The sequence below is a fragment of the Avibacterium sp. 21-599 genome, from assembly GCF_026226765.1.
Taxonomy (GTDB): Bacteria; Pseudomonadota; Gammaproteobacteria; order Enterobacterales; family Pasteurellaceae; genus Avibacterium.
Genome location: NZ_JAKKOB010000001.1, coordinates 1445677 through 1468605, shown reverse-complemented (window position 1 = coordinate 1468605; position 22929 = coordinate 1445677). Strand labels below are relative to the sequence as shown.

At 38.6% G+C, this 22929-nt stretch carries 14 protein-coding genes and 6 pseudogenes; 8 read left to right on the top strand and 12 right to left on the bottom strand.

Going from position 1 to position 22929, the window contains the following annotated elements; all coding sequences use genetic code 11:
* From sucD to sucA, 4 genes are all read right to left on the bottom strand, one after another.
* On the bottom strand, window positions 1-873 hold the full coding sequence (sucD, locus tag L5B83_RS07070) for a succinate--CoA ligase subunit alpha (protein WP_265777991.1): 873 nt from the start codon (window positions 871-873) through the stop codon (window positions 1-3).
* Window position 874: 1 nt separating this feature from the next.
* Complete coding sequence (gene sucC, locus L5B83_RS07065; protein WP_250363100.1) at window positions 875-2041, bottom strand: ADP-forming succinate--CoA ligase subunit beta; 1167 nt, start codon at window positions 2039-2041, stop codon at window positions 875-877.
* Between the two features lie 101 nt (window positions 2042-2142).
* Window positions 2143-3363, bottom strand: coding sequence for a 2-oxoglutarate dehydrogenase complex dihydrolipoyllysine-residue succinyltransferase (gene odhB, locus L5B83_RS07060; protein ID WP_265777990.1), 1221 nt, complete (start codon window positions 3361-3363; stop codon window positions 2143-2145).
* Between the two features lie 77 nt (window positions 3364-3440).
* Window positions 3441-6236, bottom strand: a complete 2796-nt coding sequence (gene sucA / locus L5B83_RS07055) for a 2-oxoglutarate dehydrogenase E1 component (RefSeq protein ID WP_265777989.1) — start codon at window positions 6234-6236, stop codon at window positions 3441-3443.
* Between the two features lie 344 nt (window positions 6237-6580).
* On the opposite strand from sucA, the gene L5B83_RS07050 reads away from it, so the two are divergent.
* Window positions 6581-7870, top strand: coding sequence for a citrate synthase (locus L5B83_RS07050; RefSeq protein WP_250363103.1), 1290 nt, complete (start codon window positions 6581-6583; stop codon window positions 7868-7870).
* Window positions 7871-7968: 98 nt separating this feature from the next.
* On the opposite strand, the gene L5B83_RS07045 is transcribed toward L5B83_RS07050, so the two are convergent.
* Window positions 7969-9252, bottom strand: coding sequence for an SLC13 family permease (locus L5B83_RS07045; RefSeq protein WP_265778394.1), 1284 nt, complete (start codon window positions 9250-9252; stop codon window positions 7969-7971).
* 301 nt (window positions 9253-9553) lie between these two features.
* On the opposite strand from L5B83_RS07045, the pseudogene L5B83_RS07040 reads away from it, so the two are divergent.
* Window positions 9554-9670: pseudogene (locus L5B83_RS07040) on the top strand (YbhB/YbcL family Raf kinase inhibitor-like protein); the annotation flags it as partial.
* A 161-nt stretch (window positions 9671-9831) separates the two neighbouring features.
* Here L5B83_RS07040 and hrpA read toward each other — a convergent pair.
* A complete protein-coding gene (gene hrpA, locus L5B83_RS07035) occupies window positions 9832-13740 on the bottom strand; it encodes an ATP-dependent RNA helicase HrpA (protein ID WP_265777988.1) in 3909 nt (1302 codons plus the stop codon).
* Between the two features lie 345 nt (window positions 13741-14085).
* Here hrpA and L5B83_RS12455 point away from each other — a divergent pair.
* From L5B83_RS12455 to L5B83_RS12445, 3 pseudogenes are all read left to right on the top strand, one after another.
* Window positions 14086-14241, top strand: a pseudogene (locus L5B83_RS12455) (IS110 family transposase); the annotation flags it as partial.
* A gap of 30 nt (window positions 14242-14271) precedes the next feature.
* Window positions 14272-14424, top strand: a pseudogene (locus tag L5B83_RS12450) (IS110 family transposase); the annotation flags it as partial.
* A 42-nt stretch (window positions 14425-14466) separates the two neighbouring features.
* Window positions 14467-14541, top strand: a pseudogene (locus L5B83_RS12445) (IS3 family transposase); the annotation flags it as partial.
* Window positions 14542-14597: 56 nt separating this feature from the next.
* On the opposite strand, the pseudogene L5B83_RS12440 reads toward L5B83_RS12445, so the two are convergent.
* Window positions 14598-14891: pseudogene (locus L5B83_RS12440) on the bottom strand (type I restriction enzyme endonuclease domain-containing protein); the annotation flags it as partial.
* 398 nt (window positions 14892-15289) lie between these two features.
* Here L5B83_RS12440 and L5B83_RS07015 point away from each other — a divergent pair.
* From L5B83_RS07015 to L5B83_RS07005, 3 genes are all read left to right on the top strand, one after another.
* Window positions 15290-16816, top strand: coding sequence for an AAA family ATPase (locus L5B83_RS07015; RefSeq protein ID WP_265777986.1), 1527 nt, complete (start codon window positions 15290-15292; stop codon window positions 16814-16816).
* Window positions 16809-17723 (top strand): hypothetical protein, encoded by a 915-nt coding sequence (locus tag L5B83_RS07010; RefSeq protein ID WP_265777985.1) that lies wholly within the window; start codon window positions 16809-16811, stop codon window positions 17721-17723. Before L5B83_RS07015 ends, L5B83_RS07010 begins: the two co-directional genes overlap by 8 nt.
* 422 nt (window positions 17724-18145) lie before the next feature.
* On the top strand, window positions 18146-19372 hold the full coding sequence (locus L5B83_RS07005; protein WP_265777984.1) for an ATP-binding protein: 1227 nt from the start codon (window positions 18146-18148) through the stop codon (window positions 19370-19372).
* Between the two features lie 225 nt (window positions 19373-19597).
* Here L5B83_RS07005 and tnpA read toward each other — a convergent pair.
* The 5 genes and pseudogenes from tnpA to dnaJ form a co-directional block, all read right to left on the bottom strand.
* Window positions 19598-19942: pseudogene (tnpA, locus tag L5B83_RS07000) on the bottom strand (IS200/IS605 family transposase); the annotation flags it as partial.
* Between the two features lie 155 nt (window positions 19943-20097).
* Window positions 20098-20451 carry a 50S ribosomal protein L20 gene (gene rplT / locus L5B83_RS06995; RefSeq protein WP_005546410.1) on the bottom strand — a complete coding sequence of 118 codons (354 nt, stop codon included), beginning with the start codon at window positions 20449-20451 and terminating at the stop codon, window positions 20098-20100.
* A gap of 65 nt (window positions 20452-20516) precedes the next feature.
* Window positions 20517-20714 carry a 50S ribosomal protein L35 gene (gene rpmI, locus L5B83_RS06990; protein ID WP_005596065.1) on the bottom strand — a complete coding sequence of 66 codons (198 nt, stop codon included), beginning with the start codon at window positions 20712-20714 and terminating at the stop codon, window positions 20517-20519.
* A 217-nt stretch (window positions 20715-20931) separates the two neighbouring features.
* Entirely contained in the window at window positions 20932-21474 is a 543-nt protein-coding gene (gene infC, locus L5B83_RS06985; protein WP_081637549.1) for a translation initiation factor IF-3, read from the bottom strand.
* A gap of 265 nt (window positions 21475-21739) precedes the next feature.
* Window positions 21740-22879: a molecular chaperone DnaJ gene (gene dnaJ, locus L5B83_RS06980; protein WP_265777983.1), complete on the bottom strand. Its 1140-nt coding sequence runs from the start codon at window positions 22877-22879 to the stop codon at window positions 21740-21742.
* Window positions 22880-22929: the final 50 nt, after the last annotated feature.

Here is a 22929-nt window from a genome sequence, read left to right as displayed (position 1 = left end):
TTATTGCGTTAAGATTTTCCTTAACGCTATTCCAATCTCCGCAAGGCTTTTCACGGTGGTTACGCCGGCTTGTTGTAGAGCGTGGATTTTTTCATCGGCAGTGCCTTTGCCTCCACTAATAATCGCACCAGCGTGTCCCATTCGTTTCCCTTTTGGCGCAGTGATGCCAGCAATATATGCCACTACGGGTTTAGTGATGTTATGGCGAATAAATTCTGCGGCGTCTTCTTCCGCACTTCCTCCTATTTCACCAATCATCACGATGGCTTCAGTTTCGGGATCTTGTTGAAAACGTTGCAGAATATCAATAAAACTTGAGCCGGGAATAGGATCGCCCCCAATCCCAACGCAAGTGGATTGCCCAAAACCTTGATCCGTTGTTTGTTTTACCGCTTCATAAGTTAATGTGCCTGAACGAGAGACAATACCAACGCGCCCTTTTTGGTGGATATTCCCCGGCATAATGCCAATTTTGCATTCATCAGGGGTGATAATTCCCGGGCAGTTTGGCCCTATCATCACTACGCCTGTTTCATTGAGTTTTTGTTTTACTTGGAGCATATCTAAGGTTGGAATGCCTTCCGTAATACAAACAATCAGTGATATTCCTGCATCAATGGCTTCAAAAATGGCATCTTTACAAAAAGGGGCAGGAACATAAATTACTGTTGCCGTTGCGCCAGTTTGGTTTACCGCTTCACGCACGGTGTTAAAAACAGGCAAGCCCAGATGAGTTGTGCCTCCTTTACCGGGAGAAACGCCTCCCACTAATTTTGTGCCATAAGCAAGCGCCTGTTCTGAATGAAATGTGCCTTGTCCACCGGTGAAACCTTGGCAAATCACTTTGGTGTTTTTATTCACTAAAATTGACATTTTATTCTCCTCTTGCCGCTTTCACGACTTCGCTTGCCGCTTGTTGTAAACTTTGTGCAGAAATAATGTTGGTCTCACTTTCTGCGAGCATTGCTCTGCCCAATTCCGCATTTGTCCCTTCTAAACGTACCACCACAGGGACATTCACCCCCACTTCTTTGCTTGCAGCAATAATGCCTTCGGCAATCAAATCACAACGTACAATGCCACCGAAAATATTGACTAAAATCGCTTTTACTGCCGGATCGGTTAAGATGATTTTAAACGCCTCAGCCACACGTTCTTTGGTTGCCCCTCCCCCTACATCGAGGAAATTAGCTGGCTGTCCGCCGTATAATTTAACAATATCCATTGTTCCCATTGCTAATCCTGCCCCATTAACCATACAGCCAATGTTGCCATCTAATGCTACATAATTAAGATTCCATTTTTCTGCTTCGGCTTCACGGGGATCTTCTTGACTGAGATCACGCATCGCAAGTAAATCTGGATGACGATATAACGCATTACTGTCCACCACGATTTTGGCATCAAGACAAGTGAGATCATCATTATCCAAAATGACCAATGGATTCACTTCTAATAAGGCGAGATCTTTTTCGATAAATAAGCGACTTAGCTGACAAAATATGTCGGTAAATTGCTTGATTTGTTTGCCTGTTAAGCCCAGTTTGAAAGCCAATTCTCTCCCTTGATATGGCATTCCACCCACGGATAAATCAATCGCGATACGATGTAATAAGTGCGGTGTTTTTTCCGCCACTTCTTCAATATTCACGCCCCCCGCTGTGGAAACCATAAAGACAATTTGTTGCGAACGACGATCTACAATCGCACTCAGATACAATTCTTTTTTCACCGCCACGCAGTTCGTCACATAAATATGATTAATAGGCTGTCCTTTGCTATCTGTTTGAAAAGTAACAAGACGCTTGCCTAAAAATTTGTCAAAAAATGCCCGCACTTGTTGTTCGCTGCTGACCACTTGCACACCGCCAGCCTTGCCACGTCCGCCTGCGTGAACTTGGCATTTTAACACCCATTTTGAGCCACCTAATTTTTGAATGGCCTCCAAGCCTTGCTCTAGCGTTTCGCACGCATAACCTTCACCTACGGGTAATCCGTATTGCGCAAACAGTTGTTTTGCTTGATATTCGTGTAAATTCATCGCGTTGTCTCTCTCCCTTTGTTGTGCTGTGCTTCACAATAAATCCGCTGGTAAACTGATAAAAATAAGGCGATAAGTCTCCTTATCGCCTTAAGTTAAGACTACACTTCTAATAATAAACGTGTTGGATCTTCCAGCATTTCTTTAATAGTCACTAAGAAGCCGACACTTTCACGTCCATCAATTAAACGATGATCGTAAGAAAGCGCTAAATACATCATTGGGCGAATCACGACTTCGCCGTTCACAGCCACTGGACGATCTTTAATGGCGTGCATACCTAAAATGGCACTTTGCGGTGGGTTGATGATCGGCGTGGACATTAATGAGCCAAACACACCGCCATTAGTAATGGTGAAGTTTCCGCCCGTGAGATCTTCCACCGTTAATTTACCATCACGTCCTTTCTCAGCTAAGGTTTTGATTTGCTTTTCAATTTCCGCCATACTCAGCTTATCACAATTGCGTAATACAGGGGTCACTAAGCCACGCGGGGTGGAAACGGCAATACTAATATCAAAATAGTTGTGATACACAATATCATCACCGTCAATAGAGGCATTCACTTCTGGATAGCGTTTTAGTGCTTCCACCACGGCTTTAACGTAGAAAGACATAAACCCTAAGCGAGTATCGTGTAATTTTTCAAATTTTTCTGCGTATTTTTTACGTAGTTGCATAATCGGTTGCATATCGACTTCGTTAAACGTTGTCAGCATTGCGGTGCTATTTTTCGCTTCTAATAAACGCTCTGCCACCCGCTTGCGTAAGCGGGTCATCGGCACACGTTTTTCATCACGCCCTGCCACATTTAATGTGGTTGGCGTTGCTTCTTGCTTTGGCTGAGCTTGGCTTGCTCGCTGGGCAACCGTGCGTTCAATATCTTCACGAGTAATACGTCCCCCTACGCCCGTTCCCTGTACTTGATCAGCAGTTAAATCATTTTCTGCTAATAACCGACGAGCTGCCGGGCTTAACGTATCGCTATTTGTCGGTTCTGACGTTAAATTTGCTAAATGGCGATCGGCAGGAGTTTGCTCGACTTTTTGCACACTTTCTTTTGTATCATTTCCAACTATCGCTTGAGCAGTTACTTTGCCTAGCACTTGATTGCTGATTACCGTTGCCCCTTCTGCTTGTAAAATACTTTCAAGCACACCATCACCTTGTGCAGGCACTTCTAACACCACTTTATCCGTTTCAATTTCTACAAGGACGTCATCACGTTTTACTTGATCACCCACTTTTTTATGCCAAGTGGCAACCGTTGCATCTGCCACAGATTCAGGTAGCACGGGAGTTAAAATCTCAAAATCGCTCATTTTTTATTCCTTCTTAGAGTGTCTTATTTATGTTTGTTTGCATAAAAGTGCGGTATTTTTTGACCGCACTTTTAAGATTAGGCTAATGCCTCATTCACTAAATCACGTTGCTGTTCATTATGTAAAGCTAGATATCCCACTGCTGGCGATGCCGAAGCCGGTCTGCCCACATAGCGTAATTTACCCTGTTCTGGCAATGAACTCACAAAATTATGCTGGCTACAATACCACGCGCCTTGGTTTTGTGGTTCTTCTTGACACCATACATAATCCGTTACGTGGCGATAAGGCGCAAGTATCGCTTTCATTTCTTCGTGCGGATAAGGATAAAGCTGTTCAATACGAATAATCGCCACATCTGTTTGATTATTCTTGCGACGTTGTTCTAATAAATCGTAATACACTTTACCCGAACACATTACCACACGTTTCACTTGCTTTGGATCGAGATGATCAATTTCGCCAATCACATTCTGATAAATGCCATTCACTAATTCTTCTTTACTGGATACAGCAAGTGGGTGGCGAAGTAAGGATTTTGGCGTAATCACAATAAGTGGACGACGCACTTTGCGGATCATTTGACGGCGTAATAAATGATAAATCTGTGCAGGCGTTGAAGGTACACACACTTGCATATTTTGTTGCGCACAAAGTTGTAAATAACGTTCTAAACGTGCCGATGAATGTTCTGGCCCTTGTCCTTCATAACCGTGTGGTAATAACATCACCAAGCCACACATTCTGCCCCATTTTTGTTCACCTGAGCTAATAAATTGGTCAATTACCACTTGCGCCACGTTAGCAAAATCACCAAATTGCGCTTCCCACAATGTAAGCGTTCTTGGCATTGTGGTGGCATAACCATATTCATAAGCTAGCACGGCTTCTTCTGAAAGCACAGAATCCCAAACTTCAAAATGCCCTTGTTGGTTATGTAGATGCGCTAATGGCGTATAGACAGTACCATCTTTTTGGCTATGCAATACGGAGTGACGATGGAAAAATGTGCCACGTCCCGCATCTTCTCCTGATAGGCGAACATTATAACCTTCATCAAGTAACGTGGCATACGCCATTGTTTCCGCCATTCCCCAATCAAATGGTTTTTCGCCTTTTGCCATTAAGTTACGATCATCATAAATTTTTTTCACTCTGGAATGAATTGGGTGATTTTCTGGGTATTCACACACTTTTAAGGCAAGCGCAGTAAAGCGTTGCTCATCAATACTGCCTTCATAATCTGACCATTCTTGGCTAAGGAATTTCATCCAATCAGAGGCTTCAACATCACGTTCACGCCATTCTGGAACAACACAATCGCCATTATCTAACGCATCACGATACTTATTCATTAATTCTAAACTGTAAGCTTCATCAATCACATTTTCTGCAATTAAGCGATCGGCATACACTTTGCGTGGAGTAGGATGACGTTTAATGCGCTCATACATTAACGGTTGCGTGACTGCAGGTTCATCGGCTTCATTATGACCGTGACGGCGGTAAGAAACTAAATCAATAAAAATATCTCGTTTAAATTTATTTCTAAACTCCACCGCCATTCTTGCCGCATAAGCGACAGCTTCTGGATCATCACCATTTACGTGAATAACAGGCGCTTCAATCATTTTACCAATATCGGTGCTGTATTCCGTTGAACGCGTATCGTGCGGATTAGAGGTGGTAAAGCCAATTTGGTTATTGATGACAACTCGGATCGTTCCACCCACGGAATAACCACGCGTAGCAGACATATTTAGGGTTTCTTGCACCACGCCCTGCCCAGCTACCGCAGAATCGCCGTGTACCGTGATAGGTAACACTTGTGAGCGTTCTGCATCGTTAAGTCGGGTTTGTCGCGCTCGTACTGAACCAAGCACCACAGGATTGACAATTTCCAAGTGAGAAGGATTAAATGCCAGTGCTAAATGCACCACCCCATCATCGGTCATAAAATCTGAAGAAAAACCTTGGTGATATTTCACATCGCCCGTTCCGTTACCGTAGTGCTTTCCAGCAAATTCATCAAATAATTCTGCCGGCTTTTTGCCCAGCACATTCACTAATAGGTTTAATCGCCCACGGTGTGCCATTCCCATTACGATTTCTTTAATGCCTTGTTTCGCCCCTTGACGAATCATTTCTTTCATCAGCAAAATAAACGCATCACTGCCTTCAAGAGAAAAACGTTTTGCACCGGGAAATTTCGCACCAAGGTAACGCTCCAAACCATCTGCGGCCGTTAATTCTTCAAGGAATTTAAGCTGTTCTTGTTTGCTAAATAATGGTTGATTTAACCAATTTTCTAACTTTTTCTGTAACCAAGTTCGTGCCGCAAGGTCATTAACGTGCATAAACTCAAGCCCAATCGTGCCACAGTAAGTGCCTTTCAATGATGAAGAAAGCTCACGCAGGCTAATTCTCTCTTTGTCATACACATAACCACTGATGTCAAATTCTTCATCAAGATCATCATCGGTAAAACCATAGAATTTATAGTCTAAGGTTGGCGAATCCATACGTTGCCAAAGTTTTAATGGATCAAGATCCGCGTGTAAATGCCCACGATTACGGTGTGCATTCACCCATTGCAACACTTTTACCAGTCGTCCGCTAACTTTTGGATCAATGACAGTCACGCCCTCCACCTGAGCATCTCTTGCCAAACGTTTAAAATATTGACGAATAGGCGAATGGGCTTGCTCTACGACGGTGTGTTTGGGTAATTGATCAAAAATTTGCTGCCAGCTTTCATCAACAGAATGGGGATCTTGAAGATAGCTTTCATACAGTTCTTCAATATAAGACTGGTTTGCTCCATTTAACGCACTTGAAGCTAACCATTCACTAATTGGGCTTGTTTGTTTCATTAATACCACCTAGCTTGGTTGGGTAGAATTTACAACCTAAAATTCATTAGGTTTATTATACATAGGATTCAATCAGAAACACGCATTGATTTTTCTTTCAGTGCTAGTCGAATAATTTAAAATCAAATTCCCCTAATTCGCAACCAATTCAATTAACAAAACATTAACATTTTCTTGATTTTTTGATCTGTCTCTCATTTTTGAGAAAATAACATTTCCTTAACAAAATTTTTTTGTAAATATTAAAGACAGCTACGCCATAACAGGTTATAGTGAAAATTCATTAGAAAGTATAATAATTCAACAAATACAACATTATCAACGCCAACAAAAGAGGAAGATCTATGACAGAATTAAATGCAAAACTCACCTTAAATGATGGACGTGAACTTGAACTCCCAATGCGTAAAGGTTCACTCGGCTATGATGTCATTGACGTTCAATCTCTAGTAAAAAATAAACTTTTTACCTTTGACCCCGGTTTTATGTCCACCGCCTCTTGTGTGTCTGAAATTACCTATATCGACGGCGACAACGGCATTCTCCTCCACCGTGGTTATCCGATTGCTGATTTAGCACAAAATGCGGATTATTTAGAAGTCGCACACTTATTATTATTTGGCGAACGCCCAAATGCAGAAGAATACAAAGCGTTCCGCCAATTGGTGCGCAAACATACCCTTGTCCACGAACAAATTTCCCGTTTCTTCCACGGGTTCCGCCGAGATTCTCATCCGATGGCAATTATGTGTGGGGTAAGTGGTGCATTAGCTGCGTTCTATCACGATTCCTTAGATATTAATGACATTGAACACCGTGAACTTACCGCGATTCGCCTACTGGCAAAAATGCCAACACTTGCTGCGATGTGTTACAAATATTCTATCGGGCAGCCTTTTATGTTTCCGCTGAATAAACTCTCTTATTCAGGTAATTTCTTACATATGATGTTCGCAACGCCTTGTGAGCCTTATGAAGTCAATCCCGTACTTGAACGTGCAATGGATCGCATTTTTATCCTACACGCCGATCACGAACAAAACGCCTCGACCTCTACGGTGCGAACTGCCGCTTCCTCAGGGGCAAATCCATTTGCTTGTATTGCTGCGGGTATTGCCTCCCTTTGGGGGCCTGCACACGGTGGTGCAAACGAAGCCTGTATCAATATGTTAGAGGAAATTGGTCGTATTGAACGCATTCCAGAATATATCGCGCGCGCCAAAGACAAAAACGATCCATTTCGTTTAATGGGTTTTGGACACCGTGTTTATAAAAACTATGATCCTCGTGCGAAAGTGATGCGTCAAACCTGCCACGAAGTGCTTAAAGAATTGAATATTAATAACCCATTATTCGATGTAGCAATGGAACTAGAGCGTATTGCATTAAGCGATCCCTATTTTATCGACCACAAACTCTATCCAAATGTAGATTTCTATTCAGGTATTATCTTAAAAGCCATAGGCATTCCAACCTCAATGTTTACGGTTATCTTCGCGCTTGCAAGAACAGTCGGTTGGATCGCACACTGGAAAGAAATGTTTAAACCGGGCAATATGAAAATTGTACGTCCTCGCCAACTTTATACAGGACACACAGAACGTCCGTTTACTCCGTTGGAAGGAAAAGAATAACGAAAAGAACAAAAAAACCACCGCACTTTTAAAGTGCGGTGGTTTTTTATTGTGGTTTTTCGCACGAAAAAGCATAACGATCTTAGCGTTGCCTTTCTCTAAACCAAATGAACTGTTGCCAATAACATTATCCACACAATTGTCAGTGCAGGCCCCAGTAAACCAATGATTACCCCGCCTAAACGAAATTCAGATTGTTTAATCAACCCCGTACTAAATGCAATGGCATTTGGCGGAGTGGAAACGGGTAAAAATAAAGCGCAAGACGCACTTAACCCGATCACTAAAGGCAAAATCGTAGGGGTTGCACCTTCCCCCCCTACCATTGCAAGTAATGATACCCCCATCGGGATAAGAATCGTTGTTGCGGCGGTATTACTCATAAAATTCGACAATAACACTGTGATAAAACCAAATAAAATCAGCAATAAGACAAAACTCACTTGAATATGGCTAATTTTCTCAACAAAATGTGTGGTGATTTGCTGTTCTTCAATCGCAAGCCCTAACGCCAATCCACCTGCAACGAGCATTAAGGTATCCCAAGGTAAACGGCGAATATCTTTTGCCTCTAGCACGCCTGTCATTGTTAAGCCAACGATGGGAATGCCAGAAGCTGCGGCAACAGGAATGCCTATCCATTTAGAAGTCAGCCAACAAAATAGCGTGATCGCTAAAATAATTAGTACGATCGTTTTATGTAATCTTTCTTGGTTGGTTGTGTCTTCTTCATCTTGGGTTAAAAAATCAAAACGCAAAGGTGCCTGATGTTTTAATTTGTATTTATAAATTAACACCCGCCAGAAAATAAAGAGCAATAAAAATGCTAAAGGCGCGCCGACCATCATCCACTCTAAAAAGGAAATAGGATAACCCAATTTTTCTAATGCTCCCACGGCAATAGCATTCGGTGCAGAGCCAATAATTGTCCCCATTCCCCCCACCGAGGCTGCCGCAGGAATGCCTAATAGTAACGCTTTAGATAAATGCCCCTGTTCAGATAAACGCGAGAATAATGTGCTGATTGTGGCGATCATCATTGCCGTGGTTGCGGTGTTACTCATCACCATTGACATCACCGCGGTAACAAGCATTAGCCCCCACAGCACATAAAGGGGATTTGTGCCAAATCTTGGTAGCACAGCTTTTAACAACATTATATCAAGTTTGGTTTTCTTCATTGCTTCCGCAAGGAAAAATCCGCCTAAAAATAGCCAAATCACACTATCTGACCACGTCTGCAAATATTTCATTGCATCATAGGCCTCACTTTTTCCCATTATCAGTACAAGAAACCCTACAATCAAAATACTGACGGAAAAAGGCGGAATGGCCTCTGTTACCCATAAACTAATGGAAAAAAAAGAGTAGAAATAGCACATAATTTTGAATTTTTGTAAAACTTGCATCAGAAGCAAACAAGGTAAGCAATAAGGCAAAAATAATAGAAAAAAGAAAGCAAAAAAATTTTTTATTATTTAAGGTTTGCATTCCTTGCCAATATTGTTTAATTCCCATATAAAACCTCAAACTGTTTGATTACCGCTTGTTTAATATAAAGAATTTACTTAGAATTTGTTGTGATCCCATTCAAATAAATGACTTCTTTGATTTATTTTTTCCGCTAAATTATTAATTAAAAGTTAAAATTACGACTAACTTTTTAACTATTTTTAATTTCTTGTTATCGACAATTTAACGCACACTTCCATACAAAAAAATGAAAGCCAAAGCGCCACGGATTATGTACAAGGGGCAAACAGTTGGGCAAGTGTGTTAGGCAAATTTGACATCGCAGAAGATTTTTTATTCTACCTTAAATGTCTTTTTTCTTTGGGATTAATCACGAATTTCGCTCGTTGAGCGACTAACTTTCTTTTGGGTAAGCAAAAGAAAGTTAGTCGCTCAAAGAGCAAAAAGAGATAGAAAAAAGTCATTATTTCTATTCTAGCAATTTACCGTTACCCCAATGTATTAATCGCACTCAAAATCCGCTTATCTGAAATAGGATATTTCGTCCCTAATTGTTGAGCAAATAAACTTACTCTTAATTCTTCTATCATATAAGGAATTTCCGCCACTTCTGCTGGGATTGGCTTCGATTTTGGCAGTTTTAGCAATAACTGCTGATAGGCGTTTTGTACGTTTTCTACTCTTAGCATTGCGGCGCGATCACGATTAGGATCTTGCAGTAATTTATCCATACGTTTATCAATAGCTTGCAAATAACGCAATAAATCGGGTAAACGTTGATAGCCTGTTTTCTGTACAAAATTTGGATAAATCAGATGATTAATTTGCGCTTTAATATCTGAAAGTGCAAAAGCTAAGGTGAAATCCATTTTGCCTTTTAAACGTTTATTGATTTCAAAGACCCGTGTCAATATTTCTTCAACTTGTTTGGCAATTTCCACCGTGGTTTCATTTAAATTTGCACGAATATGCTCTTTTAAACGCTCGAAATCCTGTTCATTCCACACAAAACCACCAAAATCTTGTACTAATTTATCCACTGCACAAGCAATACAATCGTCAATTAATTCCAGTACCTTACCAAAAGGCGTGAAATAGAGCCCCAATTTTGATTTATTCGGCAGTTTTTCGTGTAAATATTTTATTGGTGATGGAACATTGAGTAATAATAAACGGCGTAGCCCCTGTTCCATTGCCACTGCTTGCTCAAATTCTGTTTCAAACAATTTAATTCCTACAGACTCTTTTTCATCCACAATGGCAGGATAGGCTTTGATGGTAAAGCCTTGTTTTTTCTGTTCATAATATTGCGGTAACTGATCGAAATTCCATAAATGAATACCTGTTTGTTCAATACCTTCATCTGCAACTGCTGACAACGTTTCTTGTACTTGCTCTTTTAAATGGACTTTTAATTCATCTAAATTTTTACTTTCAGTAATTTTTTTCCCTTTCTCATTGACGACACGAAACGTCATTGTTAAGTGCGGTGAAATTTGGCTTAAATTCCATTCATCAGGGGCAACATAAACGCCTGTTATTTTACGCAATTCCGCAGAAAGGGTTTCTAACAACGGTTTATCTAAATCATTCACCCGCCCAAGAAAGGCTTCCGCATAATTCGGCGCAGGCACAAAATGGCGGCGTAAGGTTTTTGGCAGGGATTTAATCAGTGCAATAATCAGCTCTTTGCGTAGCCCCGGAATTTGCCAGTCAAAACCTTGCATTTCTACTTGATTCAGCAATGGCAAGGGAATATGCACGGTTACCCCATCGGCTTCCATACCCGGCTCAAATTGATAGCTCAGTTTTAATTTTACGTTACCCTGATGCCAGAAATTCGGAAAATCTAACTCACTGACATTCGCATTGTCATTGGTAAGAAAGGCTTTTTCAAAATTAAGCAATTCAGGATCTTGTTGGCGAGCTTTTTTCCACCAAGTATCAAAATGCTTTTGTGACACCACTTCCGTGCCAATGCGTTGATCATAAAAGTCAAATAATGTGCGTTCATCAACTAAAATATCTCGACGACGGCTTTTATGTTCCAACTCTTCCACTTCGCGGATAAGTTGTTGATTTTTTAAGAAAAAGGCGTGTTTAGTGTGCCAATTTCCTTCAACTAATGCTGATTGAATAAAGATTTCTCGGCTGACAATCGGATCTATTCGTCCATAATTGACTGGACGACTTGCCACAATTGGCACGCCATAGAGGGTTACTTTTTCATTGGCAATCACTGCCCCTTTAGCTTTTGACCAACGTGGTTCAGCATAAGATTTTTTCACTAAATGTTGAGCTAAAGGCTCAATCCATTCAGGATCAATCTCTGCCACCATTCTCCCCCATAGTTTTGAGGTTTCCACTAATTCTGCGGCAATACACCATTTGGGCTGTTTTTTAAATAACACGGAATTCGGAAAAATAGCAAAATGGGCATTTCTTGCACCTAAATATTGTTGCTTCTCCGCTTCTTTCATACCAATATGAGAAAGCAAGCCAGCCAACAGTGCGGTGTGAATTTGGGTATATTCTGCTGTTTGCGAATTAATCGGCAAACCTATTTCACGCACGGTTAAACGAATTTGATGATAAATATCCTGCCATTCACGTACACGGATATAGTTCAAATAATCTTTCTGACATAAACGGCGGAATTGATTTTTACTCAGTGCCTTTTGCTGTTCTTGCAAATAATTCCACAAATTTAAAAAAGCCAGAAAATCAGATTTTTTATCCGCAAAACGGCGATGTTTTTCATCGGCTGCTTGTTGTTTTTCTTGTGGGCGCTCTCTAGGATCTTGAATAGAGAGTGCGGCTACAATGATCATTACCTCGTGTAAGGCATTACTATTTACTGCACTGAGCAACATTTTTCCCAAGCGTGGATCAACAGGAAGTTGCGCAAGCTGTCGCCCAATTTGGGTGAGCTGGCGTTTTTCGCCTTGTTTGGTCTTCACCATTTGAAAGGCTTGTAATTCTTCCAATAATTTAATGCCATCTTGGATATGGCGTTTATCGGGGACATCTACAAAAGGAAATGCGCTAATATCATCTAGCCCGAGTGCCGTCATTTGCAAAATCACCGAAGCTAAATTTGTGCGTAAAATTTCAGGATCAGTAAATTCTGGACGTTGGTTAAAATCCTCCTCTGAATAAAGGCGGATACAAATCCCTTCTGATACACGTCCACAACGTCCTTTACGTTGATTAGCCGAGGCTTGTGAAATAGGTTCTATCGGAAGACGTTGTACCTTTGTACGATAGCTATAACGAGAAATGCGTGCGGTTCCCGGATCAATCACATATTTAATGCCCGGCACGGTCAGTGAAGTTTCAGCGACATTCGTTGCCAATACAATACGATTTAAGCCACTTGGGTGAAAAATTTTATTTTGTTCTTGTGCCGATAAACGTGCAAAGAGCGGTAAGATTTCAGTATGTTTTAGTTGCTGCTTTTCTAATGCGTCAGCAGTATCGCGAATTTCACGTTCACCGTTCAAGAAAATCAAAATATCGCCCCGCCCTTCTGCTTGCAGTTCATCAACCGCATTGAGAATAGCTTGAATTTGATCTTGTTCTTCCGTTTCAATCACAGGACGATAACGCACTTCAACAGGGTAAGTTCGCCCTGAAACTTCAATAATGGGGGCATTATTAAAATGGCGAGAAAAACGTTCTACATCAATGGTTGCTGAGGTGATAATAACTTTTAAATCAGGGCGTTTTGGTAATAGCTGTTTCAGATAGCCAAGAATAAAATCATTGTTCAAACTGCGTTCGTGCGCTTCATCAATAATCAAGGTATCATATTGATTTAAAAAAGGATCACTTTGGATTTCGGCTAATAAGATCCCATCAGTCATCAATTTAATTTGAGTCTCATCGCTAATTTGATCATTAAAGCGCACTTTATATCCCACCAATGAGCCTAATTCACAGTGTAATTCTTCTGCAATACGCGTTGCAACACTGCGAGCAGCAATACGACGGGGCTGGGTATGCCCAATTAGCCCTTTTTTGCCCAAACCTAAGTCAAGACACATTTTAGGTAATTGCGTGGTTTTTCCTGATCCCGTTTCCCCCGCAATAATCACCACTTGATTTTGCTTAATGGCATTTAAAATTTCATCTTTGCGCTGACTGACTGGTAAATTTTGAGGAAATTCTATTTTCCCAACCGCTTCTTGACGTTGCTGTAAACGTGCCTGTGATTGCTGAATTTGTAGTTGGATTTCTGCCGCCACTTTTTCTTGCGTTTGGGCATTTTTGATTTGATGTAGCCCTTTAATTCGCCCTTTCAAACGGCGATAATCCACGTTCATTATCGCGCCTAATTGAGTGAATAAGGCTTTTTGTACTGGGTTAAATGGTTGTTTGTGTTTTGTATTTTTCATTAGTTTTATATCTAAGCTCACGCTAGCTTTTATCAAGCGTAAAATAATCAATAGCGTGAATGATTTTCAAGGTTTTCTTGTTATATATTTGTGGGCAAGTTTACTAAAAACAATCAAAAAATAAATAAAATTTGCACCGCACTTTGGTTTTGATTTTATACGAACGGACACATAGGTCCATCCCTTGTATATTAAGATTAATATAAAATAGCAACAAAATCCCGTTATCTGCATCTCGAGTTCGCCCCAGACAACAAGCCGAATTGTAGCAATGAGAGCAGATAATATTTCACCAAAAAACCGAACAGTTGCCAGACTTAAACCCGAATGCAAGGCAGGTTAATGATGAATAAACAAACTTATTGTGGTATTGATGTTGCTAAACATCATTTCGTAATTGGGCTTTCTAACCCAAAACGAACAAAGACTGAAGCCAACAACCCGAAAGGGATTGCGCATCCCATTGAGTATTTACGCGATTTCAGTGTTAACTTAATTGTCCTTATACATGTGGCAACGTTTGTTTGTGTGCGCTTTGAACCTAAGCTTAAACAATTTTACGAACGTTTGCGAGCGAATGGCAAGGCGTTCAAAGTGGCGATTAACGCTTGTATGCGTAAGCTTCTGACCATTTTAAATGCGATTGTCCGTGATGGCTCACAATGGGATGCTTACGCACTTTAATTAACGAATTTGTATTTTAGATTTTTAGCGGAATACAGTTGATACAATAATGAGTGTATTCAAGTGAAGCTAAAAGGGCTAAGCCCTGTGGAATACATAACGCAGTCCTTGAATTAAAATAGAGTCTAACTTTTTGGGGTCAAAGCAATTTAGTCCTTTTTTCTGCCTCAATGCTACGTTTTACTCAACTCGTCAGCCACCACTTCGGCTTGTTTGAACATAAACTCAATGGCTTCATCTTTGTTCTCTGGTGGGCATTCATATTTTCTGAGCGTTTTTTGAACAACCCACGTGTTTTTACCCTCACGGATTCCTTATATTGTCAATCAATGGTAACAGATTTTTTCAATTTATCGGTGATTTCTTTTGGCGAAATTCAGCAACACTTCATCATCTAAAATTTCCACCGCACTTTGGTTTTGGCTTAAGGCATCATAAAACGCCAGTTCCGCTGTGCTAAGGCCTAAGAGAGCAGTTCCAAATTTTGGATATAGTTGAAACTTTCTTAATTTAAAGGTAGAGTTTTAATCATAAATAGAGAAATTGGCTATCAAGAAAGATTCAATGTATCGCCAGAAATATCTTGAAACCGTCCGTTTACGACAAACGTTTGAAAAAAGTCTTCACAGAGCAATGGGAAAAGCTATCTACTGTTTCAAATTACGCAAGAGATTCAAGCGATGAATGCCAACGCTTACATTATTTATATCAAAAAAGAAGATTTAGTATTTAGCCATATTATGGTTGTTAAAAACCTACAAAACAACTACCTGAAATAGGTGGTAATGATGGACGAATTTGATGGAAATACGTTTGGCGGGGTAGAGTGTTTGAGAATTATTTTAGATAGTTAAGGAGAATTTATATGCAATTTAAATTATTTGGAAGAAAGGATACATTTCCTAGTAATGCTAGAAATCTAGTGTGCTTAATGATAGATAGATGGAATGATTTTTCATTTATCACTATGTTTTTGATGAAGGTATTTGATCATGATGGAAAAATTCATCACATAGGAAATATTAAAATTGGGTTTAAAGGACAAAAAACATCAATAGCTACTTATCAGAAAATTCAAGAAAACTTTCCTAATAATGTATTTGACTCACTATCTGATGATTTTTTCTCTCTTGGTCAAGATGTTGATTTTTATGTAAAGTTAATGAAGTTGCCTAATGAAATAGGAAAACAAATCTTAAATAGACTTAATGATATTGCTTATAAGCCAGACATTTTATCTAGAATTCAAAACGAATCTGTTCTTAATACTTCATTGATGAGAGATGTTAGAGAACAAACAATAACGGAACAATTTACCAGAGTTTTAAATGGTAATGCACCATTAAGCAATTTTGAGTTCTATTTCATTAGAAATGAAAGAAAAAAAATGGGGAAAATAGCCCTAGAATTTAAGGTTAAAGCTAACTCACAGCCGAGCACAAACATACATGCAATTATTGGTAGAAATGGTGTTGGAAAAACAACATTATTAAACGGAATGATTAAATCATTTATTGATATGAATGATGATTATGAAGGGGCATTTTTTCTCTCTAATACCAGAGAATTTGAAAAAATTGGTAATAATTATTTTAGCCATTTGGTTGCTGTTTCTTTTAGTGTATTTGATCCATTTATTCCTAATAATGATGACTCTAAACATTATCACTATATTGGATTAAAAGAATCTAATGAAAGATTGAAAGAGCCAGAAGCGTATTTTGAACGTGATTTCTGGGAATCATTTTCTCTATGCAAGTCTCTTTTTGCTAAACGAGAACGTTGGTTAAATGCAATTAAAAATCTTGAATCAGATAATAATTTTGAAGAAATGAACTTAAGCGAATTCATGAATGAATCTTTCACTAAAAATAATATATTGAAAGTTGTTAAACGAATGAGCTCTGGTCATTCCTCTGTCTTACTGATTATGACTCAATTAGTTGCAACTGTCGAAGAAAAAACACTTGTTCTTCTTGATGAGCCTGAAAGTCATTTACACCCACCTCTTTTATCTGCCTTTATCAGAGCTCTATCCAATTTATTGGATAATAGAAATGGAGTTGCAATCATTGCTACTCATTCACCTGTAGTTTTACAAGAAATTCCTAGATCATGTGTATGGAAAATTGAACGTACAGGTGTAATAACAGCTCCATTTAGACCCAAAATTGAAACATTTGGTGAGAATGTTGGTACTTTAACAAGCGAAATTTTTGGACTTGAAGTAGAAAAATCAGGTTTTCATCGCTTATTAACTGAATCAGTTAACCAAGGTGGAACATATGAAGATATTTTAAAAAGTTATGATAATCAGCTAGGCAGTGAGGGAAGATTATTACTAAAAATTCTAATTCATCTAAGAGATAATAAGGAGATTTGTAATGATTAAACTAGATTTGCCAATCGATTGCATGAATTACACTCAGGTTATAGATTCTTGCATTAATAAAATGAGAAAAAATAATATTTTAAAAATAACACTTAAAAAGAGGAAGTATGATTTGATTGAGATTTCAAAATTATATATGAAATGGGGTAAATCTAATGAGTTGTTTAAATGTTTAAGATTACATAATAATCAGCCTATAAATATGAGGAACTGTTATATAAATGATAATCAAGCCACTAATGGCATGATAAAAATATATACTATATACTTCGTAAAAAATCGATGTGGTGGTTTCTATGATAAAATTATCAATAATGCTAAAAATCCTGATATACAATGCCCATTTTGTGGGGGGATTAATTTCCCAAGTGAATTAGATCATTTCTTGCCCAAAAAATCTTTTAGCTATTATGCTATTTTTCCTTATAACCTTATTCCAATCTGTAAAGATTGCAATCAAATTTATAAGAGAGAGTTTTATCCAAAAAATAAAAATCAACAACTAATACACCCTTATCTAGATAGTGAACAAGTTTTTAATGAAAAATGGTTATATGCCAAATGTATTATTGATTCTACTAGCCTTGATCTTGGTATGGAAGAAAAGCTAAGTGTTGAATTTTATGTTAATCCACCCTCAAATTGGGAAGAAGACAAAAAAGAAAAAGTAAAGTTCCATTTTGGAAAATTTAATTTAGCTGAAAGGTTTGCCGTACACTCAGTGAGTAGCTTAAAAACATTATTAAATCAAATCAAAGGGTATAAATCAGGAAATCTACCAATGCAAGATGCTGAAAAATACCTTATAGATTCAGACATAGAACGTGAAAAATCGCCTAATTCTTGGAAAAAAGCATTATTTGAAGCAGTAAAAAAAGAATTACCTACTATATGGAGTAATATTTAGTGAATGTCGTCTTAAAAATTTCTAAGACGGTATTTTTTAGTCTACTTTATAACTCAAATTCAGCAATTCTAACAATTTCACATTGTGTTTGTGCTTTAATTCCACCTTATTATCAAAATTGTTATGCACATTATAGGCAACACATCATTGCGGTTTAATCGCAAAAATCAGAAAACTGTATTGTAACATTTGTAATAGTTACAACTTTCCTCAGAAAAAGTGTAGTAATATGGCATTTTCTCATTTGAAAAAGGAAAAACTCAAAAGAATTGAAAAAACAAAACTATCTATTACTATCAAATACTAATGTTCGATACTAACGAATACTTTGATTTTCTCTCTATTTTTAGCATAAAATAGCTTCCATTGATATCAAATACTTTTGGTTGTTAGTAACAAACAGATTGATAAGGAGTTAGTTTATGTTGTTAAAATCAGAAATTACCCAAGCGATTACAAGCCAGCAACAGCAGTTATTATCGCAGCAGACCTATCCACGCAAGATACTGGAAAAAATCAAAATTCTGCCTAATTTTGCCTTGGTCGTGTCGGGTATCCGTCGTAGTGGAAAAAGTACATTGCTCACTCAACTTATTAAGAAACAAGCAGAAAATAATTATCTTTTTCTCAACTTCGATACCCCACAACTTTTTAATTTTGAGTTTAGCGATTTTTCCTTACTCGATGAAATCATTGAAGAAAACCCACAGATTCAAACACTCTATTTTGATGAAATCCAAGTGATTGACGGCTGGGAAGTGTATGTGCGTGGCAAGCTCGATCAGGGCTATCAAGTGATAGTAACGGGATCTAATACCTCTTTGCTTAGCCGTGAGCTAGGCACAAAACTGACAGGGAGGCACATCAGCAAAGAGCTTTTTCCTTTCTCTTTTGTGGAATTTTGTGAATTTCTCGGTAAGGCAAAAAATGCCGAGGTTGTCTCAGAGTATTTGACTCTCGGCGGTTTTCCGCAATATCTACAATTCAATGAAGATGAGATTTTAAACACCTTGATTAACGATATTTTATACCGTGATATTATCGTCCGTTTCGGCATTCGCGATGAACGTGCGATGAAGCGTCTGTTGCTTTTTTTAGCAGGTAACGTGGGCAATTTAATCAGTGCAAACAAACTCAAACAAAGCCTTGAAGTAAAAAGCACTTCCACCGTACAGGAATATCTTTCGCATTTAGAGCAAGCCTACGTGATCCATTTGTTGCCAAAATTTGCCTATTCCTACAAAACCCAGCTCGCTAACCCACGAAAAGTCTATTTTATCGACAATGGTTTACAGCGTGTAATTAGTCCATCTTTCAGCCAAGATCGTGGCAGAAAACTGGAAAATGCCGTATTTTGGGAACTTAGACGACAATATTCAGAGCTATATTACTACAATGAAAACAACAAAGAATGCGATTTTGTGGCCTGCCAAAACAGCACCCCAACACAGCTTATCCAAGTCTGCTGGCAGCTAAATACCGAAAATATCGCCCGAGAACGGGACGGCTTAGTTGATGCGATGAATTTCTTTAAATTGGAGCAAGGCGTTATCGTTACCTTTGATCAGGAAGATAAAATGATTGCTGATGGCAAAGTGATTGAGATTGTGCCGTTTTGGAAGGTATTTGGGGAACAAAATTATGGCTAAAATACATTTATTGAATGAATACAATATCTTGCAAAAGCTAGCCGTAAAAGGATGGAGAACCTGAAATAAAAAATGTGCGGAAAAACCACCGCACTTTTAATATTTACAATAACAATCTGCACGTGAAACGTGCGGTTTTGAGGCTATCCTATAAGGGCCTTTACTTCACACATCTCTCAAGGGATGTGTGAAAAGACCGACAACTGTGTTTAGAGATTACTTTGGTTACCCCTTAAAGAGGTCCACATATTCTTTTGTACTTAAATTATCTTGTACCATATCTTCTTTTTCTTGATTACGTATATATTTCTCTACCACCTTGGCATTTAAGCCTACCGTACTTACATACTAGCCTTTTATCCAAAAGTGTCTATTGCCATATTTATATTTTAGATTTGTATACTTTTCAAAAATCATCAATGATGATTTTCCTTTCAAATATCCCATAAAACTTGAAACTGTTAATTTCGGTAGTATTTTTACAGGTATATGGATATGATCTTTCATTGCCTGAGCTTCTACAATTTCTACGCCTCTATAATCACATAAACGCCTTAAAGTAAGCCCTACGGTCTGCCCTTTAGCAAGATAAAAATAGCTGAAATTTCACCGTACTTTAATCGGATAAAAAATCTTGATAAATCATTCTTATGCTTATTTTGGCAAAATGAGCTTATAAGAAAAAGGACGCTATGTAGCGTCCCTTAACAATCAGTCTTTAAAAATTAAAGCGCAGATTTTGCTTTTTCAACTAATGCTGCAAATGCAACTTTGTCGAATACTGCAATATCAGCAAGGATCTTACGATCGATTTCAACAGAAGCTTTTTTCAAGCCGTTGATAAATTTGCTGTAAGATAAGCCATTTTGACGAGCCGCAGCATTAATACGTGCAATCCATAATTGACGGAATTGACGTTTACGCTGGCGACGGTCGCGATAAGCATATTGACCTGCTTTAATTACAGCTTGGAACGCAACGCGATAAACACGTGAACGCGCACCATAATAACCTTTAGCTGCCTTAAGAATTTTCTTATGGCGAGCTCTTGCAATAACACCACGTTTTACACGAGCCATTATTTAATCTCCTATACAATATTATTAACTAAAATTCACTTGACGTACGCTTTACTTGTTTACGCTTATGCGTATGGCAAGCAGGCTACAACTAAAACTTGGTCTGCTTTCGCAACCATTGATTTATGACGTAGATGACGTTTACGTTTAGTGGTTTTCTTAGTCAAAATATGACGTAAGTGAGATTGTTTACGTTTGAAACCGCCAGAAGCTGTTTTTTTGAAACGCTTCGCAGCACCACGTACTGTTTTAATTTTAGGCATTGTTTAAATAACTCCGCATTGTTTAAGTTAAATTTAATGATCAGGCGAATAAAAATTTTATTACTTGTAAAGCACTCATCATTTCGATTTAGTTAGCCGAGGGCTATCCTACATAAGGAAATCAGGTTGCGTAGTTTACCTGATTATCACTTTGTTTTTCCGCAAAGAAAAACGGATGAATTCTATAAGATCCATCCGTTTTAGGCAAGAAATAAAATTATTTTTTCTTCGGTGCAATTACCATTACAGCTTGGCGACCTTCTAGTTTCCCCGGGGCTGACTCAATCATTGCAATTTCTGAGGTATCTTGTTTAACACGCTCTAGCACATTTAATCCAATATCTTGGTGAGCCATTTCACGACCGCGGAAACGAACTGTAATTTTTACTTTATCACCATCTTCTAGGAAGCGTAAAATACTGCGTAATTTAACTTGGTAATCCCCTTCATCAGTACCCGGACGGAATTTAATTTCCTTCACTTGTACAACTTTTTGCTTTTTCTTCTGCTCTTTCGCTGCTTTACCTTTTTCATAAAGGAATTTACCGTAATTCATAATACGGCAAACGGGTGGCTCAGCATTTGGGCTGATTTCCACGAGATCGAGATTTACTTCTTCCGCTTTATTTAAAGCCTCTTGCAGACTGACAATTCCTGCTTGCTCACCATCTTGGTCAATCAAGCGAACTTCCTTCGCCCGAATTTCTTCATTAATGCGATTTGGGCGATTTGTTGTTGGTGCTTTTTTTACGGTTTTAATAATCTTATTCCTCTATATAATTAAAACAATTTTCTGCAATGCAGAAGAACGAAATTTCACTTGCTTTATCTAAAGCAAAAACGGGCAAATTCTATAGTATTTACAGTTATTATGCAATAGTTCATTTCAAACACAATCGTGATCGTTATCACAAAAAATACAAAAAAACGACCGCACTTGATAAAATGCGATCGTTTTTAATTTAAAGGCTGGTTTAGTTCAAATAATCCTATTTTAATTCGCTATCTCAGCGAATTTAACAAACTTATTTACTTAAATTATCAAAGAATTTTTTTACACCATCTAAGAAACTAGATGATTTTGGGCGGTGTTTTTTTCCACCTTCCAGACTTGCTTCTAATTTTCTTAATAGTTCTTTTTGTTCTTCATTCAATTTAACGGGGGTTTCTACAATAACTTTGCAAATTAAATCGCCCGTATAACCATTGCGTGGCGAAGCAATTCCCTTACCACGTAAGCGTAATAATTTGCCAGTTTGTGTCTCAGCAGGAATTTTTACTTTTAAGCGTCCATCTAATGTTGGTACGTCAATTTCTCCACCTAAGGCCGCCATTGTAAAACTGATTGGCACTTCACAGTATAAATTATTACCATCACGTTCAAAAATATGATGCGGTTTAACGTGGATAACAACATATAAATCCCCCGCAGGTGCGCCAAATTCGCCTGCAGCGCCTTCACCGGCTAAACGTAATTGATTTCCTGTATCTACGCCTGCTGGAATATTCACTGACAGGTTCTTCTGTTTCTGAACACGTCCTTCACCGTGGCATTTTTTACAAGGTTTTTCAATTTTCTTTCCTGTACCATGACAGGTTGGGCATACTTGTTCCGTTACGAAAAATCCTTGTTGGCGCCTTACGCGTCCAGCACCGTGGCAAGTTGGACAGGTTTCCACTTTAGAATCTTTTTCTGCCCCTGTACCGTGACAGTGATCACATTCTGCAAGTGTGTTGATACGAATATCTTTTTTCGTTCCTTTTACTGCTTCTTCTAGGCTAATTTCAATGTCATAGCGTAAATCTTCACCACGTACAACACGCTGCTGACGACCACGTCCGCCACCAAAAATATCGCCGAACATATCGCCAAAAATATCACTGAAATCCGCACCGCTAAAGCCTCCGAAACCACCGCCAGCACCGCCAAATCCACCTTGTTCAAAGGCTTGATGTCCGTATTGATCATAAGCGGCACGTTTTTCTTGATCACCTAAAATTTCATAGGCCTCTTGCACTTCTTTAAATTTTTCTGCAGCGTCTTTATCCCCTTGATTACGATCGGGGTGTAATTTCATTGCAAGGCGTTTGTAGGCTTTTTTAATCGCTTTTTCATCAGCACCACGCTCAACGCCAAGTACTTCATAATAATCTCGTTTTGCCATTTTTATCCTATTTTTTATACGCTAAAAGGGCATATCGCTATGCCCTTTGG

Coding starts and splice junctions, on each gene's coding strand:
- sucD (WP_265777991.1), bottom strand. CDS start 873: ATGTCAATTTTAGTGAATAAAAACACCAAAGTGATTTGCCAAGGTTTC.
- sucC (WP_250363100.1), bottom strand. CDS start 2,041: ATGAATTTACACGAATATCAAGCAAAACAACTGTTTGCGCAATACGGA.
- odhB (WP_265777990.1), bottom strand. CDS start 3,363: ATGAGCGATTTTGAGATTTTAACTCCCGTGCTACCTGAATCTGTGGCA.
- sucA (WP_265777989.1), bottom strand. CDS start 6,236: ATGAAACAAACAAGCCCAATTAGTGAATGGTTAGCTTCAAGTGCGTTA.
- L5B83_RS07050 (WP_250363103.1), top strand. CDS start 6,581: ATGACAGAATTAAATGCAAAACTCACCTTAAATGATGGACGTGAACTT.
- L5B83_RS07045 (WP_265778394.1), bottom strand. CDS start 9,252: ATGTGCTATTTCTACTCTTTTTTTTCCATTAGTTTATGGGTAACAGAG.
- hrpA (WP_265777988.1), bottom strand. CDS start 13,740: ATGAAAAATACAAAACACAAACAACCATTTAACCCAGTACAAAAAGCC.
- L5B83_RS07015 (WP_265777986.1), top strand. CDS start 15,290: ATGCAATTTAAATTATTTGGAAGAAAGGATACATTTCCTAGTAATGCT.
- L5B83_RS07010 (WP_265777985.1), top strand. CDS start 16,809: ATGATTAAACTAGATTTGCCAATCGATTGCATGAATTACACTCAGGTT.
- L5B83_RS07005 (WP_265777984.1), top strand. CDS start 18,146: ATGTTGTTAAAATCAGAAATTACCCAAGCGATTACAAGCCAGCAACAG.
- rplT (WP_005546410.1), bottom strand. CDS start 20,451: ATGGCTCGTGTAAAACGTGGTGTTATTGCAAGAGCTCGCCATAAGAAA.
- rpmI (WP_005596065.1), bottom strand. CDS start 20,714: ATGCCTAAAATTAAAACAGTACGTGGTGCTGCGAAGCGTTTCAAAAAA.
- dnaJ (WP_265777983.1), bottom strand. CDS start 22,879: ATGGCAAAACGAGATTATTATGAAGTACTTGGCGTTGAGCGTGGTGCT.